Source organism: Actinacidiphila bryophytorum, from assembly GCF_016916835.1.
GTDB classification, from domain to species: Bacteria; Actinomycetota; Actinomycetes; order Streptomycetales; family Streptomycetaceae; genus Actinacidiphila; species Actinacidiphila bryophytorum.
This window is the reverse complement of record NZ_JAFFIX010000008.1, coordinates 141,869-157,195: the sequence shown is the minus strand read 5'-3', so window position 1 is coordinate 157,195 and position 15,327 is coordinate 141,869. Positions and strand designations below refer to the sequence as shown.

The following is a 15,327-nucleotide window of genomic DNA, read 5'->3' as shown; positions in this document are numbered from 1 at the left end:
ACCGGCGGCGCCACCAGCAGGATTGCGGCGATCGACGTCGCGGACCTCGGCGGTCATGCGGCAGGCTACGGGGCGATCTCGGCGATCAGGCCCTCGACCAGCGTCTTGATCTCGTCGCGGATGGGGCGTACGGCGTCGACGCCCTGGCCGGCGGGGTCGTCCAACTGCCAGTCCAGGTAGCGCTTGCCGGGGAAGACCGGGCAGGTGTCGCCGCAGCCCATCGTGATGCAGACGTCGGACTCGCGGACCGCGTCGACGGTCAGGACCTTGGGGACCTCGGCGGAGATGTCGATGCCGACCTCCCGCATCGCCTCGACCGCTGCGGGGTTGACCTCCCTGCCGGGGGTCGAGCCGGCCGAGCGGACCTCGACGCGGTCGCCGGCCAGGTGGGTCAGCCAGGCGGCGGCCATCTGGGAGCGGCCGGCGTTGTGGACGCAGACGAAGAGGACGGAGGGCTTGTCGGACACTGCTCCTGCTTCCTTCTGTGCGGGCGCCGCAGACCGGGCGGGGCCGGCATCGGTACCTGCCGATGTGAAAGTATCATCCCATGCTGATGTCAGTCGACGCTGATCTGTTGCCGGTTCTGGCCGAACCCCTCCGCCTGCAGATCGTGACCCTCCTCGCCCGCGAGACCCTGTGCACGACACACCTGGTGCAGGAGACCGGAGCTCGGCAGACCAACCTGTCGAACCACCTGAAGGTGCTGCGCGAGGCGGGCGTGGTGGAGACCGAGCCGTGTGGCCGGTTCACGTACTACCGGCTGCGCCCTGATGTGCTGGAGAACCTGGCCGGGGCCTTCGCCGAGCTGGCCGCGACCGCGCGCGAGACCGCGGAGAACGGCGTCAAGCGCTCCTGTCCCTGACCCCACCCACCCGCTCCTGGAGACCCGTTGAGCGGGACGCCGGTCGCCGAGGCGACCTGGCGGGTCGTGGACGCGGGGTGTGTCAGCCGCGCAGGTCGAGCATCGCGGACATGCCCGCGACCACCGAGGGGGCGACCATGTAGTACACCCACGTCCCGCGGCGCTCGGAGGTGAGCAGGCCGGCCTCGCGGAGCTTCTTGAGGTGGTGGGAGACGGTCGGCTGGGAGACGCCGACGTCCTGGATGTCGCACACGCACGCCTCGCCGCCGGGGTGCGAGGCGATCTTCGAGAACAGGCGCAGCCGTACCGGGTCGCCGAGGGCCTTGAACATCGCGGCCATCTTCTCCGAGTCGGCCACCGACAGCTCGCCCGCGGTGATCGGCGGGCAGCACGGTACGGCCGGTGCGTCCTGGAGGACCGGCAGCTCGACCATCCCTGAATTCGACATGTGTCTATGTTGACACCTGTCTATTCGGTGTGCAACCGTCGAGTCATAGACAGACATCGAAACAGCGGCCCGGAACCCTTCGGGCCGCACCCGGAGAGGGGCACCGCCATGTCGTCAGCAGCCACCGCCGAGCTGCCGGTCGTCGTCATCGGAGCCGGACCGGCAGGGCTCGCCGCCGCAGCCGAACTGACCGAGCGCGGCGTGCCCGCGCTCGTCCTGGAACGCGGCCCCGCCGCCGCCGACGCGGTGCGCCAGTGGGGCCACGTGCGGCTGTTCTCCACCTGGGCCGAGCTGACCGACCCCGCCGCCGAGAAGCTGCTCGCCCCCACCGGCTGGACCAAGCCCGACGCGGGCACGTACCCGACCGGCGCCGAGTGGATCGCGCTCTACCTCCGGCCGCTCGCCGACGCCCTCGGCGACGCCGTGCAGTACCACGCCACGGTGACCGGCGTATCCCGGCTCGGCCGCGACCGGATCGTGGACGCCGACCGCGACACCCAGCCCTTCACCGTGGACTACACCGCCGACGGCCGCGAGCAGCGCGTCCTGGCCCGCGCCGTCATCGACGCCTCCGGCACCTGGACCCTCCCCTCACCCGCAGGGGCCAACGGCCTGCCCGCCCTCGGCGAACGCACGGCGGCCGACCGCATCTCCTACCGCATCCCCGACCTGAAGGACCCGGCCGTACGAGCGCGCTACGCGGGAAAGCGCACCGCCGTCATCGGCTCCGGCGCCTCCGCCTTCACCGCGCTTGCCGAACTCGCCGCGCTCGCCCGGGAGGAAGCCGGCACCCGTGCGGTGTGGGTCCTGCGCCGCGGGATCAGCGGCTCCACCTTCGGCGGCGGCACCGCCGACCAGCTGCCCGCCCGCGGTGCCCTGGGACTGGCCGCGAAGGCGGCTGTGGACGACGGATACGCCGACGCCGTCACGGGATTCCGCACCGCCGCGGTCGAACGCGACGGCGACCGGATCGTCCTCGTCGGCGACGACGACCGCCGCCTGGACCCGGTCGACGAGGCCGTCGTCCTCACCGGCCTGCGTCCCGACCTGTCCTTCCTGTCCGAGCTGCGGCTCGGTCTCGACGAACGCCTCCAGGCCCCGGCCGCCCTGGCCCCGCTCATCGACCCCAACCAGCACTCCTGCGGCACGGTCTCCCCGCACGGCCACCGCGAACTCGCCCACCCCGAGCCCGGCGTCTACCTCGTCGGCATGAAGTCCTACGGCCGCGCCCCCACCTTCCTCGCCATGACCGGCTACGAGCAGACCCGCTCGGTGGCCGCCGCCATCGCCGGCGACCTCGAAGCCGCCGACCACGTCGAACTCGCCCTCCCCGAGACCGGCGTCTGCGGCGGCGCCGGTCTCTTCGACGACCCGGCCGCCGGACAGGGCGGCGGCTGCTGCGCCCCCGTGCCGCAACTCATCCAGATCGGCGTCGGCACACCGGCCGCCGTCGACGCCGGCCAGACGGCCAAGCCGTCCGGCGGCTGCTGCTGACGGCACGGTGACCGATCCCGGTACGGGCACACCTCCCGTGCCGGGTCGACGTCACCCCGTCCCTTCGACGACCCTGAGGACGATCTTGCCCGTTGTGCGGCCGGTTTCGCCCAGCCGGTGCGCCTCGGCGGCCTGCGACAGGGGAAGCACCGTCTCGATCTCGGGTCGCAGCCGCCCCGCGGTGACCAGGTCCATGATCGCGACCAGGGTGGCGTGGTCCGGTTCGACGAGCATGAAGCCGGCGTGGAAGCCGCGTGCTTCCGCGTGGGGCCTGAGGTCGTCATCCGCCGGCGAGGCCAGTGAGACCAGCCTTCCCCCCGGGCGCAGCACGGTCAGGGAGCGGAGCCCGTAGTCGCCGCCGATGGTGTCGAGCACGGCGTCGACATCGCGGACCGCGGTGGTGAAGTCCGTGGCGGTGTAGTCGACAAGGTCGTCGGCGCCCAATTTGCGGAGGAAGGGGTGCTTTTCGTGACGCGCCGTCCCGGTCACGTGGAGGCCGTGGGCCTTGGCGATCTGCACGGCGATGTGACCGAATCCGCCGGCGGCGGCGTGGATCAGGACCCGCTGGCCGGGCTTGAGGTGCGCGGTGTCGAAGAGCGCCTGCCAGGCGGTCAGGGACACCAGCGGGAGCGCCGCCGCCTCGATGTGGCCGATCTCCGGTGGTTTGTGCGCGAAGTGCCGGGCGGGGCCGGTCACGTACTCGGCATACGCCCCGGCCTGCCGCGGGAAGTGCGGCATTCCGGCGACCTGGTCGCCTTCCCGGAACAGGGTCACGCCCATGCCCACGGCCTCGACCGTCCCCGAGACGTCCCAGCCGACGGCGGGCGGGTTGTTCCACAGCCCCAGGCCGCCGCTCGCCCGCTGCTTCCAGTCGGTGGCGTTGACGCCGGCCGCGTGGACGCGCACCAGGATCTCGCCCGGCTCCGGCACAGGCCGGGGGAGTTCGACCTCCTGCAGCAGCTCCGGCCCTCCCCATGAACCCACGGTTGTCGCCCGCATCGTCTGCATGGTCCTACTCATACGATCTGCCCCTCCTCGCGCGGCGGGGCCGACTTCCGGAGCCCGACGGCCAGCTTGCAAGCCCGGCGACGCGGGAACCATCGGCCTGATGGCCACTATGCGCCAGGATCTGGCCATGGGTGGTGCGGTGCCTGGTCGCGGCGGCTGCGTCGCCGCGGCCTGCCCATGACCCCGCCCGCGGGACAGCGCGCCCATTTCCGACCCTGGCCGGTGTCAGACCAGCGGCGCCCCGGTGGACCGAGGCCACCAAGCTGGCCGGCGAACCGGCCGCCGAGATCACCCGCCTCAAGGCGTCGGTCGACGGAGAGATCCTCGTCTACGCCAGCTACCGACTCGTGCGCCTCCTGATCGACCACGATCTGGTCGACGAGCTTCGCCTCGTCGTCTTCCCGGTGATCCTCGGATCAGGCAAACGCCTCTTCGGCGACACCGTGGGCGCCAAGGGACTGCGACTGATCGAGGCGCAGCAGCTGGGTGAGAACCTGACCTTCGTGCGGTACGCGACCACCGCCTAGGGCTCAGCCGGAGCTGCTCGGACCGCCGCTACTCGGGCCGGGTCGGAGCGTCGCCTGGCTGCTCGCGCAGGGACAGCCACTCCTGGAGCTCGATCAGATTGCCCTCCGGGTCGGCCAGGTAGGCGACCCGCATGCGGTCGCCCATCGGGGCCGGCTCCCGGGTGAACCGGGCGCCCCGCGAGGTGAGTTCGCGGTGGGCGGCCTCCAGGTCGTCGACCCGCAGCGCCACCAGTGCCCGGTGCCCCGCCGGCTCGGCTCCCGACGGCCTCAGCACGGCAGCCATCTGCGCCCGGTCCTGCAGGGCGATCGCCGCGTGCCCGACGTCGGGGCTGAGCTTGGCGTACGGGCCGTCCTCGGCCTCGAACTGCGGCTTGAGCCCGAGCACGTCGCGGTAGAAGCGGTAGACGGCAGGGAAGTCGGACACCAACAGGCGTATCTGGGTGAGTTCCATGAGGACCTTTCTAGCCCACGTCCGCCCCCGCGGTGCGCCCACGCCACCACCCACACCCAGCCCGGCTCCGCACAGCGCCTCCTCCCGCACCGCCCCTCCCGGTGGCCGATCAAGCGGTCGGCGTGCGGAAGGCGCGGCGGGAGGAGGCGGGGGTGGTCGCGAGGATGCGGGTGAAGTGGCGGCGCAGGTTCGTCGCGGAGTGCAGCCCCACGCGGACGGCGACGGGCAACCCTCCTGGTCATCAGCCTCGCCGCGTAGTTACTCGGCAGGAATCCGCACTCCGGCTTGCGGCTTCTTCGGGGGGCTGGAGTGCGGCGGTCCTGCAGACCGTGGGAGGGCCGGGGGCGGCCTTCGCGGCTCCGGCCGTCAGGCCGCGCCCGGGCCGGGGAGGAGGTCGACGTCGGCGGCGTGCATCGGCCGGCCGCAGTGGCTGCAGCGCGGGTCGACGTGGGCGATCTGGCCGCACGCGTGGTGGCGGTACAGGACGGGAGGTCCGGCCTCGCCGGCGAGCCAGCGGTCGCCCCAGCGGGTCATCACCATGAGCACCTCGACGAGGTCGGTGCCCTTGGCGGTGAGGTGGTACTCGTAGCGGGGGCGGGCGTCGTAGGGCACCCGCTCCAGCACGCCCTGCTCGACGAGGTGGTTGAGCCGTTCGGTGAGCACCTTGCGGGAGATCCCGAGGTCGGCCTGGATGTGGTCGAAGCGGAGCACCCCGGCCCACACGTCCCGCAGGATCAGCGGCGACCAGGGCTCGCCGATCACGTCCAGGGTGCGGGCGATGGAGCACGCCATCTCTCCGAACTGCGTTCGCTGCATGACAGCAATCTAGCAAACGGGGTTCCCTTACGGAACTTGGAATGCTAACTTCCTCAGCGTCTCTTGAAGAAACCCCTAGGAGGATCCGATGACATTCGTCAGGCGCTTCGACCACGTCGGCATCACCGTCGCCGACCTCGACGCCGCGACGGCATTCTTCGTCAGCCTCGGCCTGGAGGCCGACGGGAAGATGGCCGTCGAAGGCGAGTTCCTGGACACGGTGATCGGCATGAGCGGCGCCCGCACCGAGATCGTCATGCTGCGACCGCCCGGCGGGGGTACGACGCTGGAGCTCTCCAGCTTCACGCGCCCTGACCACCTCCCGGGTTCACCCGCCGCCCCGGCCAACGAGCTGGGCCTTCGCAACGTCGCCTTCGAGGTGCACGACCTCCAGGCCGCGGTCGGCCATGCCGCGGCCGCCGGCTACGGACTCGTGGGAGGCATCGGCGAGTACGAGGGTGTGTGGCGGATGGCGTATGTCCGCGGCCCCGAAGGGATCATCGTGTCGTTGGCCGAGCGCATCGACAAGTAGGGACACTTCATGACCACGACTGTGACCGACGAGCAGATCCGGGCTCTGGCGGCGACCGCGAAGCCCTACAGCCTGGCGCTCCTTCGGTGGGGGCCGGAGCGGACCATGGACGGCGCGGACGCGATCGAACTGGAACACCAGCGGCGCATGGTGTCGCTGCGCGCCGAGGGGGTGATCGCGATCCTGTGCCCCGTCGCCTCCGACGCCGTGGCCGGTCTCGCGATCATGACCGTACCGGCCGACGAGGCCGCGGAGATCATGGCCGGGGACCCCTGTGTGCGAGCCGGGATGATGAGCTGCGAGGTCCATCCGTGCCACGGCTTCCCCGGAGACGCCCTCCCCGCGTGAGCGGTCCCGCACCGGCGGCGGAAGGGGCTTGCTGTCGCCGAGCGGGTCATCGGTCATCTGCCGATGCCGTGGGCGAGGAGGCTCTCCGCGGTGTCCGCGACGGTGTCCTGGATGGGGCGCGCCTGCCAGCCGAGTAGCTGTTCGGCCTTGGCGCTGGTGGCGTCGAGGTCCTGGCCGAGCTGGTGCCTGAGCAGGCGGAGTTCCGGGTTCACGGCGCCGAGTGCGCGGGCGAGCCATACGGGCAGTTCGCGGGTCGGGGCCTTGGCGGCGCGTTCGCCCATGCGGTCGTGCAGTATGCGCGCCATCTCGATGACGCGCAGGCTGCGCCCGGCGGTCGCCAGGAAGCGTTCGCCGGCGGCTGCCGGGTCGGTCATGGCCCGCAGGTGCAGATCCGCGACGTCGCGTACGTCGACGAACCCCATGCCGAAGGGAGGGCATGCGGGCATCCGTCCTTCCAGCATTCTGCGCACGAGGCGCAGGGAGGGCGGGTCGTCGGGGCCGAGCAGCGGCCCCAGGACGCCCACGGGGTTGACCGCTGCCAGCTCCAGCTTGCCGCCCTCTTCCCCGGCGAACTGCCAGGCGGCGCGCTCGGCGAGGGTCTTGGACCGCTGGTAGGGCGGGATGTCGCTGTCGAGGTCGGTCCAGTCCTCCTCGGTGAACGGGGTCGCACGCGGCGGGTGCCCGATGCCGACGGCACCGAAGGCGCTGGTCAGGACGACTCGTCGTACGCCGGCGTCGCGGGCGGCCCGCAGCACCCGCAGGACGCCCTCCCTGGCCGGCACCACCAACTCGTCGCCGTGCGCCGGGGCGAGGCGCAGGGTCGGCGAGGCGACGTGGAGGACGTAGTCGCAGTCGGCAACGGCGTCGTCCCAGCCGCCGGGGTCTTCGAGGTCGGCCCCGACGACGGTGAGGCGGTCGCCGTCGAACGGTCCGGCCGCCTGGAGACGGGTGCGCAGTTCCGGCTCGCGCCCCGGGTCGCGGACGGTGGCGCGTACGGTGTGGCCCGCGTCGAGCGCGGTCCGGACGCACCAGCTCCCGACGAATCCCGTCCCCCCGGTGACCAGTACCTGTGCCATGGGTGTGTCTCCTTCGACGTGTGAGTCGTACGGGCCGCTGCCGACGGTGCGGGCCTGCACCCGGACGCGCTGAGGCTCGTCGCGCGGAGCCTGATGCGGCGCATCCCGCTCCCCGAGCTATGCGGAGAGCTCTCCGGAAAAACATAACGGAGAGTTCTCCGCTTAGCAAGGTGAGGTCCCATGGCCCGTGCCGACGCCCGTGAGAGCAGGGCGCGTATCCTCGCTGCCGCCCGCGAAGCGCTCGCGTGCCCAGGAAACACGGCCTCGGCGACGCCCTGAGCGCCCGGATGCGCACCAGGCGGTCAGCGAGCGGAGCGGTGGTCAGAGCGCTCGGACCTCGGCGAGCCGCTTGAGCGCGTAGTCGTCGCCCCAGCAGACGGCGGCTTCCCAGGCGGCCGACGCCTGAGCGGCGGTGTCGTGGGCGACGGCGTCGAGGCCGGCGGCGTTGCCGGGCAGCACGAGGTCGAGGTCGGGGACGTCGACGTGCGACTCGTCCCAGTCGATCAGCGCGACCTGATCCGCGGTCATGCGGACGTTGCCGGGGTTGGGGTCGCCGTGCACCACGGATGTCCGACGTCCGGACAACCGCGCCCACGCCGCCCGGCAGCGCGCGACACCCTCCGGGGGCATCGCGCCGAGGTCGATCCTCGTGCCGGTCTCGGCCTGCACGAGATCGGTCGACGACCGCCACCCCGGGCGCTGCGGCCAGCCCTGCGTCAACCGGTGCAGCTCGCGGAGCGTGCCGGCCACCCGGCGCCAGTCGGCCTGCGTCCTGGGCGGTTCGCCCTCCAGATAGGGCATCACCACCAGGCCGTCGGCGAAGAGCCGTCCGTCCTCGGTCGGAATCGGCGTCGGCACGGTCAGACCCGCACGGTCGAGATGAACGAGGAGCCCGGTCTCCCACGCGAGATCGGCGTCGTCCCTGGTGCCGAGCCGGGCGACCGCGAGGCGCCCGCCGACGCGCACACGCCACACGTCGTTGGCGACTCCGCCGGTCAGCGGTTCGACACGTGCGGCGTCCGCACCCCACTGCCCAAGTGCTTCCCACCCCATTGACCGGATCTTACGGGGATTCGGGCATCACCCTTCCGGCGGATGCGGCCCGGCTCCCCAAACGGGAGCCGGGCCGCCGGGCGAGCGTCAAGGGCCGGCTATCCGAGGGTCCACTGCTGGTTGCTGCCGCCGTTGCACGACCAGAGCTGGGCCAGGGCGCCGTTGGCGGTGGAGGCTCCGGACACGTCCAGGCACAGGCCGGACTGGACGCCGGTGACCGTGCCGTTGGAGTTGACGTTCCACTGCTGGTTGGTCTGGCCGGAGCAGGACCAGACGATGGCCTTGGTGCCGTTGGCCGTGCCCTTGCCGCTGGCGTCCAGGCACAGGGTGCTGCCGCCGACCGTGAGTGTCAGCTCGTTCGACGAGGTGTGCGTCCAGGTCTGGTTGGCCTGGCCGTTGCAGCTGTAGATCTGCTGCTGGGTGCCCAGCGTCGTGGTCGAGTTCGGGTCGTCCAGGCACTTGCCCGCGCCCACCGCGTGCAGCGCTCCCGTGCTGCCGCCGCCGGTCGGGGCGCCGGCGTCCAGTCCCATGAAGTGGATGCCGTAAGCGGCCATCTGCGTGCCCTGGATGGGCAGTTGGTGCCCCGCGCCGACGATGCTGTACGTCTCGACCTGTGTGCTGCCCGAGCTGTTGTCGTACCGGGAACGGTTCCAGTTGGTGACCGGGGTGTCACTGGACGAAGGGGTCTGACCCACCCCGAGGACGTTCGTCCACTGCTTGGTCTCTTCCGCGAGGTTGTTGTAGTTCAAGGTGGTGTCGGCGGTGCCGTGCCACAACTGCACACGGGGGCGCGGCCCGCTGTAGCCGGGGTCGGCGTTGCGCGCCAGGTCGCCCCATGCCTGCGGGGTCATGGAGACCTGGCCCCCGGCGCACGGCCCGTTCCAGCCGCGCACGGTGCCGGTGTAGAAGCAGTGGTAGGGCACGCCCATGTACGCAGCGCCCGCCTTGAACACGTCCGGGTAGTCCGCGAGCATGACGTTGGTCATCATCCCGCCCGACGACTCCCCGGTGACGTACACGGCGCCGGGGTTCCCGCCGTAGTGCTGTTCCGTGTAGGTGATCATCGACATCAGCCCGACCGGGTCGCTGCCGCCGCCCCGCTTCAGCGCCTGGTCGGAGGAGACGTCCCAGCAACTGCCGCCGGGGTTGGTCGAGGGGTAGATGACGATGAACCCGTACTGGTCGGCCAGCTTTCCGAAGTCGGTGCTGGAGTACAGGTACGGCCCGGAGCCCTGGCAGCCGTGCAGCGCCAGCAGGATCGACGGGTTGGCCTTGACGCTGTTCGGCACGTACACGTACATCTGCAGGTTGGTCGGGTTGGTGCCGAAGTTCGTGACCTGGGTCAGCGAGGCGGCAGCGGCCCGGGGTGCGGCGGGCAGACCCACCCCGACCGCAGCGGCGACCGCCAGGAGCAGGCCGAGCAATCGGAACTTCAGGTACCAGGATCGCAGCATGGGGGGACCTCTTCCTCCAAGGGCTGTGAGCGCTAACATCCTGGGCCGTACGTCCGGTGCTGCCGCGCTCCTGCCCTGGCGAGTGGGGGGGGCACTGACGCTGCCTCAGTGTGCGCGCGCTGTCAAGGAGTCATGGGATTGCTTCCCGGCTCTTCGCCGGCAGCAGGCTTGACGTGTCTCACGGTAACCGTGAAAGGTCCCCTTTTGGGAGCGGCCGTGCATCCCGGTCACCGTCCGGCTGTGTGCGGACATCCCATGCTTTTGCGGCGGGTTGCGGAAGATGGAACGGCACCTCCCCCGTCGGCGCCGCGCCGTTCCGCGGGGGCCGTTGGGCCCCGGTTCCGGACCCGGTCGGCCCTGAACGCCGCCGGCCCGTCCTGCGAGGGTGGAGTCAGGACGTCGTGTGCCGGCAGGAGGCGGGATCATGATGAAGCACAGGACCGTGAGCGACCTGATGACCCACTCGGTTGTCCGGGTTCCTGCGCGGACTCCGTTCAAGGAGGTCGTCAAGACCCTCGCCGACCATGACATCACCGCGGTCCCGGTCGTGGACGCGGCCGACCGCCCGCTGGGCGTGGTCTCGGAGGCGGACCTGCTGCGCAGGGAGTCGATGCAACCCGATCCCGCGGGGCTCTCGGCGGTTCTGGACGCGCCGGTCGACGCGTCCATCCAGCCGGCGGCGACGACGGCCGAGGGGCTGATGACCAGTCCCGCGGTGGTCGCGCACCCCGAGTGGACGGTGGTGCAGGCCGCCCGGGCGATGGACCAGGGCAAGGTCAAGCGGCTTCCGGTGGTGGACGAGACCGGCCGGCTGGTCGGCATCGTCAGCCGAGCCGACCTGCTGCGGGTGTTCCTGCGCCGTGATCGTGTCATCCGGGAGGAGATCAGCGGGGACATCCTGGAGCGGACGTTGGGCATCGGGTCCGACGAGGTGGTCGTCGCGGTCACCGACGGCCGGGTGTCGTTGCGCGGCACGGTGGAGCGCCGCGCCCTGATACCGGTCGTGCTCCGGCTCTGCGAGCAGGTCGACGGCGTCGTGGAGGTCACCGAATCGCTCGACTACCGCACGGACGAGCCGGTCGCCGTGGCCGGTGCGCCGCAGCGCCCCGGCGTGCTGCCGTGAGCCGCGGCCCCGCGACGCGGGGTACAGCGGGGTGGACACCCTCACCGGGGGGAGTGAGGCGACGGCCGCGGGTCCCGAGGTCTACCGGTGGTTCGCTTCTCCCCTACCGGTGGTGCGCTTCGTCGGTCCTGCGGCCGTGTTCCGCAGCGATCCGGTGTGCGTGGGCGACGAACTCCGCTGCCGCGTGCTCGCTGACGCCCAGTGCGTGGGTGAGCCGGTCCCGGGTCCAGCCGTGGCGGGCGAGCAGTACCGCGAAACGGTGGTGGGCGGGCTGGGGCGCCGGTGGCGGGGTGGGGGCCTCCCGCCGGGGAGCGACGGGAACGGTGCGGCGCCGCAGTACGGCTTTGCGGGCTTCGTCCGCGCCCCAGACCGCAAACGGGAAGGGGAGTACGGTCAGCAGTTCGGCGGGGCCGAGCGCGGCCGTGCCGAACAGACCGTGCAGACCGGGGACGTAGACGATGGCCGCGGCGAAGGCCAGCGAGAAGCCGATGCCCGCCAGCAGCGGCCGGTTGCTGAACGCACCGATCGAGCGCAGCGACGCCCGCTCGGTGCGCACCGCGAAGGCGGTACCGATCTGGCAGGCGACGATCCCCAGCCAGGCGACGGTGGTGGCCCGCCGGTAGAGCGGGTGCAGGGCGGTCCCGGCGCCGGTCGCGTCACCCGGGTGCCACCCGCCGCGCGACAGCGTCAGGAGGAAGCCGCCCATCACCAGGGCGGCGGAGATCACCCCGAGGAAGCCCCATGCGCGGCCGAGCATGCCGCGGTCGATGACCTTGGCGCCACGAGCCCTGGGCGGGCGGTCCATCAGGCCGGGCTCGCTGCGTTCGCGGCCCAGCGCGAGGGCGGGCAGGGTGTCGGTGCCGAGGTCGATCGCGAGGATCTGCATCACGGTCAGCGGCAGCGGAACCGCACCTCCGGCCAGCGCGAACACCAGGAAGGGCACGACCTCGGGAACAGCGTGCGTGAAGATGTACACGATGAACTTGCGGATGTTGTCGTAGGTGCGCCGACCCGCCTCGACCGCGGAGACGATCGTTGCGAAGTCGTCGTCGGTCAGCACCATGGTGGCGGACTCCCTCGCGACGTCGGTGCCGGAGCGGCCCATGGCGACGCCGATGTCGGCCCGCCGCAGTGCCGGGGCGTCGTTCACGCCGTCCCCGGTCATGGCCACGGTGTGCCCCTCGGCGCGCAGCGCGTCGGCGATGCGCAGCTTGGACTCGGGCGAGCTGCGGGCGAAGATCACCTCCTCGCCCCCGGCGAGCAGGGCGTCCAGCCGGTCGTCGCTCATCGCGTCCAGCTCCGTCCCGGTGACGATGCGGCTGCCGCGGTGCCCGATGCCGGCCTGCACGGCGATGGCCGACGCGGTGAGGCCGTTGTCGCCGGTGACGACGTGGACGGTGATGCCGGCCCGGTGGGCCAGTTCGATGGATCGCGGGACCTCGGGCCGCAGCGGGTCGGCGAGGGCGACGAGGCCGAGCAGGCACAGGTGCTGCTCTGCGTCCTGCCTGCGGTCAGGAGGAGGGCTCTGCCCGGTCGCGAGGGTGCGCCGGGCCACGGCGAGGACCCGCAGTCCGCGGTCCGCGAACGCCGCGGCGGCGTGCGCGGCGGCGGTCCGGCCGTCGTCGTGCAGGTCACGCTCCTCACCCGCGTCGAGAACACGATCGGCACGGGCCAGCACTTCCTCCGGCGCCCCCTTGGTGGCCAGCACCACCGCGCCGTCCTCCGCGGCGGCCACGGTCATGAGCTTGATCCGCGGATCGAACGGGTACAGGGCCAGGCGTCCGGCCCCGTCCGCCTCGGGGGACTGTGCGCGGCCGCGGGCGGCCGCGAGGTCGAGCAGGGCCAGTTCCGTGGGGTCCCCGTGCCGGTCGGCGAGCCTGGCGGTCGTACAGGCGGCTGCAGTGCCGATGACACGCAGCACGTCCTGCGGCAGAGCACCGGGGTCGTCCGCCGCGTGTTCCCCGCGCAGCGTCCAGACCGCCACGGCGCGCATCCTGTTCTCGGTCAGGGTGCCGGTCTTGTCGGTGCACACCACGGTGGTGGCGCCCAGGGTCTCCACGGCCGACAGGCGCTTGACCACTGCTCCCCGGCGGGCCAGTTCGCGTACGCCGGTGGCCAGGGCCAGGGTGATGGTGGGCAGCAGGCCCTCGGGGACGTTGGCGACCAGCAGCCCGATGGCGAAGGTGGTGGCGGCGGTGAGCGACAGGCCGGCGGCGAGGCCGAGCGGCAGGAATGCCACTCCCACGCCGATCGCCACCAGCGCGATGAGCCGGGCCGCCCGTTTGACCTGGGCCTCCAGCGGGCTCTGCTCGCCACGAGTGCGCTGGGTGAGCGCGGCGATCCGGCCCAGCTCCGTGTGCATCCCGGTCGTGGTGACCACCGCGCAGGCACGGCCACCGGTGCACGCCGTACCCGAGAACAGCAGGTCGCGGGCATCCAGCAGCCGGCCCTCGCGGTCGACGAACTCGGCCGACCGGAAGGCCGGGACCGACTCCCCGGTGAGCGCCGACAGGTCGACCTCCACCCCACCGTCGATCAGCCGTGCATCGGCCGGGATGCGGTCGCCTTCCTCCACCAGCAGCACGTCCCCCGGTACCAGGGCCGTCGCGGGGACCGCCTTCGTCACCGCGTCGCGGACCACCGTGGCTTCCTCCGGCAGGAACCCGGACAGTGCCTCCACCGCCCGCTCGGCCTGCTGCTCCTGTGCGAAGGCCAGCAGCGCGTTGAGAACGATCACCGCCACGATCGCCACGGCCAGCGCCCCGGAGCCGGTCGCGGCGGCCAGCACGGCCGCCAGGCCGAGCAGCAGCGCCAGCGGGTGGGTGAACTGCCGGCCGAGTTCTCCCAGCCGGTGCCGCTGTGCACGCCGCGCCACCGTGTTGGGTCCGAACAGCGTCAGGCGGCGGGCGGCCTCGCGCTCCGAGAGCCCCTCACGAGAGGTACGCAGGTCGCGGAAGAGGAGCCTGACGGGCTCGCGGGGATCAGGAGCCGTGCTGCCCTGGGCCGCGCCGGGCTGTGCTCCGCCGTCGTCAACGGCCATGGTCCACCGCTGCCGTTCCGTCGGACGACCGCGGACGCCGGCGGCCCGTTGGCGCCGTCATTCGCGCGGGATCACCGCGACCGGGCACCGGGCGTGGTGCAGTACCGCGTGTGTGACCCGGCCCAGGGGTGCCCCGACGGAGCGAGCCGGCCTCCTGGCGCCCATCACCAGCAGATCCGCCGCGGGGGAGACCTCCACGAGGGAGCCGGCGACGGAGCGTGAGCGGACCACGTCCTCGACGACGGACACGTCGGGGAACTCCTCACGGACCGGGGCGACGGTGCGCTTGGTCGCCTCGATCTCCGACCTGGCGACCGCGCCGACGTCGTCGACGACGGCCGCCATGCTGCCCGCGGCCTCCAGGAACATCCATGCGCTGACCACACGCAGCGACGCCCCGCGGGCCTGTGCGGTCCGCGCGGCGAACCGCAGCGCACCGCGGTCGCCGTCGTCCCGTACGGCGACCGCCACCACGCCGGTCGCCGGCTCCGGCAGCTCGCGTACGACGACCACCGGCCCGTGGGATCGGGCGCAGACGTGGAGCCCGACAGAGCCGAGCAGCAGGCTGCTGAAACCGCCGTGCCCACGCGACCCCACCACCAGGGTGTCCTGCGGGCCGCTCGCCTCCAGCAGGCTCTCGCCAGGGTCGGCGCGGCTCAGGACGGTGTCCACCGCCACCTCGGGAAAGCGCTCGGAAACAGCGGCGGCCGCGCGGTCGAGCACCACCCGGCCCTCGTCGACAGCCGTCGTCGGGCTCTCGGTGGTCCAGGAGCGCGCGTGCCTGGAGCCCGCGCCGTGCACCACCGTGAGCGGCCTGCCGCGGATGGCCGCCTCGTGCGCCGCCCACAGCACCGCCGTGGCCGCGTGCTCCGACCCGTCCGTGCCGACGACGACCGGGCCGAGCCGCTGGTGCTGCCGCGCTGCGGTGTTCATCTGTCCTCTGTCCTCCTGCGTCGTGACCGGGCCGAAGCGGGCGGAAGGGCCCGGCGGGGGCAGCCCGCGTCCCAGCCTGCGGCGGCGTCCTGCCTGCCGCAATCCGGCACGCGGCCGGCGGCACCCGCCCTGCCCGGCACCCGAGGGCCGGTCGGCCCCCCG

Annotated in this window: 16 protein-coding genes; 6 read left to right on the top strand and 10 right to left on the bottom strand. The window is 72.4% G+C overall.

The window, feature by feature from the left end:
• Positions 1-65: 65 nt before the first annotated feature.
• Positions 66-467, bottom strand: a complete 402-nt coding sequence (locus JT723_RS14540) for an arsenate reductase ArsC (RefSeq protein WP_205045011.1) — start codon at positions 465-467, stop codon at positions 66-68.
• Between the two features lie 80 nt (positions 468-547).
• Here JT723_RS14540 and JT723_RS14535 point away from each other — a divergent pair, with 80 nt between their 5' ends.
• Entirely contained in the window at positions 548-862 is a 315-nt protein-coding gene (locus JT723_RS14535) for an ArsR/SmtB family transcription factor (RefSeq protein ID WP_205045010.1), read from the top strand.
• An 82-nt stretch (positions 863-944) separates the two neighbouring features.
• On the opposite strand, the gene JT723_RS14530 is transcribed toward JT723_RS14535, so the two are convergent.
• The gene (locus JT723_RS14530; RefSeq protein WP_205045009.1) at positions 945-1,310 is read right to left on the bottom strand and encodes an ArsR/SmtB family transcription factor; all 366 of its coding nucleotides are present in this window, start codon (positions 1,308-1,310) and stop codon (positions 945-947) included.
• 108 nt (positions 1,311-1,418) lie between these two features.
• Between JT723_RS14530 and JT723_RS14525 the strand changes: the two genes are divergently transcribed.
• The gene (locus tag JT723_RS14525; RefSeq protein ID WP_205045008.1) at positions 1,419-2,804 is read left to right on the top strand and encodes an NAD(P)-binding domain-containing protein; all 1,386 of its coding nucleotides are present in this window, start codon (positions 1,419-1,421) and stop codon (positions 2,802-2,804) included.
• 51 nt (positions 2,805-2,855) lie between these two features.
• Here JT723_RS14525 and JT723_RS14520 read toward each other — a convergent pair whose 3' ends face one another.
• On the bottom strand, positions 2,856-3,824 hold the full coding sequence (locus tag JT723_RS14520) for an NADP-dependent oxidoreductase (RefSeq protein ID WP_205045007.1): 969 nt from the start codon (positions 3,822-3,824) through the stop codon (positions 2,856-2,858).
• 119 nt (positions 3,825-3,943) lie between these two features.
• Here JT723_RS14520 and JT723_RS14515 point away from each other — a divergent pair, with 119 nt between their 5' ends.
• On the top strand, positions 3,944-4,339 hold the full coding sequence (locus JT723_RS14515) for a dihydrofolate reductase family protein (protein ID WP_205045006.1): 396 nt from the start codon (positions 3,944-3,946) through the stop codon (positions 4,337-4,339).
• Positions 4,340-4,367: 28 nt separating this feature from the next.
• On the opposite strand, the gene JT723_RS14510 is transcribed toward JT723_RS14515, so the two are convergent.
• Positions 4,368-4,790, bottom strand: coding sequence for a VOC family protein (locus tag JT723_RS14510; protein WP_205045005.1), 423 nt, complete (start codon positions 4,788-4,790; stop codon positions 4,368-4,370).
• 366 nt (positions 4,791-5,156) lie between these two features.
• On the bottom strand, positions 5,157-5,606 hold the full coding sequence (locus JT723_RS14505) for a winged helix-turn-helix transcriptional regulator (RefSeq protein WP_205045004.1): 450 nt from the start codon (positions 5,604-5,606) through the stop codon (positions 5,157-5,159).
• Between the two features lie 88 nt (positions 5,607-5,694).
• Here JT723_RS14505 and JT723_RS14500 point away from each other — a divergent pair, with 88 nt between their 5' ends.
• The gene (locus JT723_RS14500; RefSeq protein WP_205045003.1) at positions 5,695-6,138 is read left to right on the top strand and encodes a VOC family protein; all 444 of its coding nucleotides are present in this window, start codon (positions 5,695-5,697) and stop codon (positions 6,136-6,138) included.
• A gap of 9 nt (positions 6,139-6,147) precedes the next feature.
• A complete protein-coding gene (locus tag JT723_RS14495; protein WP_205045002.1) occupies positions 6,148-6,486 on the top strand; it encodes a YciI family protein in 339 nt (112 codons plus the stop codon).
• A gap of 53 nt (positions 6,487-6,539) precedes the next feature.
• Here the strand turns inward: JT723_RS14495 and JT723_RS14490 are convergent, their stop codons facing one another.
• From JT723_RS14490 to JT723_RS14480, 3 genes are all read right to left on the bottom strand, one after another.
• Entirely contained in the window at positions 6,540-7,562 is a 1,023-nt protein-coding gene (locus JT723_RS14490) for an SDR family oxidoreductase (RefSeq protein WP_205045001.1), read from the bottom strand.
• 321 nt (positions 7,563-7,883) lie between these two features.
• On the bottom strand, positions 7,884-8,615 hold the full coding sequence (locus tag JT723_RS14485; RefSeq protein ID WP_205045000.1) for a phosphotransferase: 732 nt from the start codon (positions 8,613-8,615) through the stop codon (positions 7,884-7,886).
• Between the two features lie 98 nt (positions 8,616-8,713).
• Positions 8,714-10,069 carry an extracellular catalytic domain type 1 short-chain-length polyhydroxyalkanoate depolymerase gene (locus tag JT723_RS14480; protein ID WP_205044999.1) on the bottom strand — a complete coding sequence of 452 codons (1,356 nt, stop codon included), beginning with the start codon at positions 10,067-10,069 and terminating at the stop codon, positions 8,714-8,716.
• Between the two features lie 427 nt (positions 10,070-10,496).
• Between JT723_RS14480 and JT723_RS14475 the strand changes: the two genes are divergently transcribed.
• Positions 10,497-11,192 (top strand): CBS domain-containing protein, encoded by a 696-nt coding sequence (locus JT723_RS14475; protein WP_205045148.1) that lies wholly within the window; start codon positions 10,497-10,499, stop codon positions 11,190-11,192.
• A gap of 103 nt (positions 11,193-11,295) precedes the next feature.
• On the opposite strand, the gene JT723_RS14470 is transcribed toward JT723_RS14475, so the two are convergent.
• A complete protein-coding gene (locus JT723_RS14470; RefSeq protein ID WP_205044998.1) occupies positions 11,296-14,232 on the bottom strand; it encodes a cation-translocating P-type ATPase in 2,937 nt (978 codons plus the stop codon).
• Positions 14,233-14,289: 57 nt separating this feature from the next.
• The gene (locus tag JT723_RS14465) at positions 14,290-15,165 is read right to left on the bottom strand and encodes a universal stress protein (protein WP_205044997.1); all 876 of its coding nucleotides are present in this window, start codon (positions 15,163-15,165) and stop codon (positions 14,290-14,292) included.
• Between the last annotated feature and the right edge of the window lie 162 nt (positions 15,166-15,327).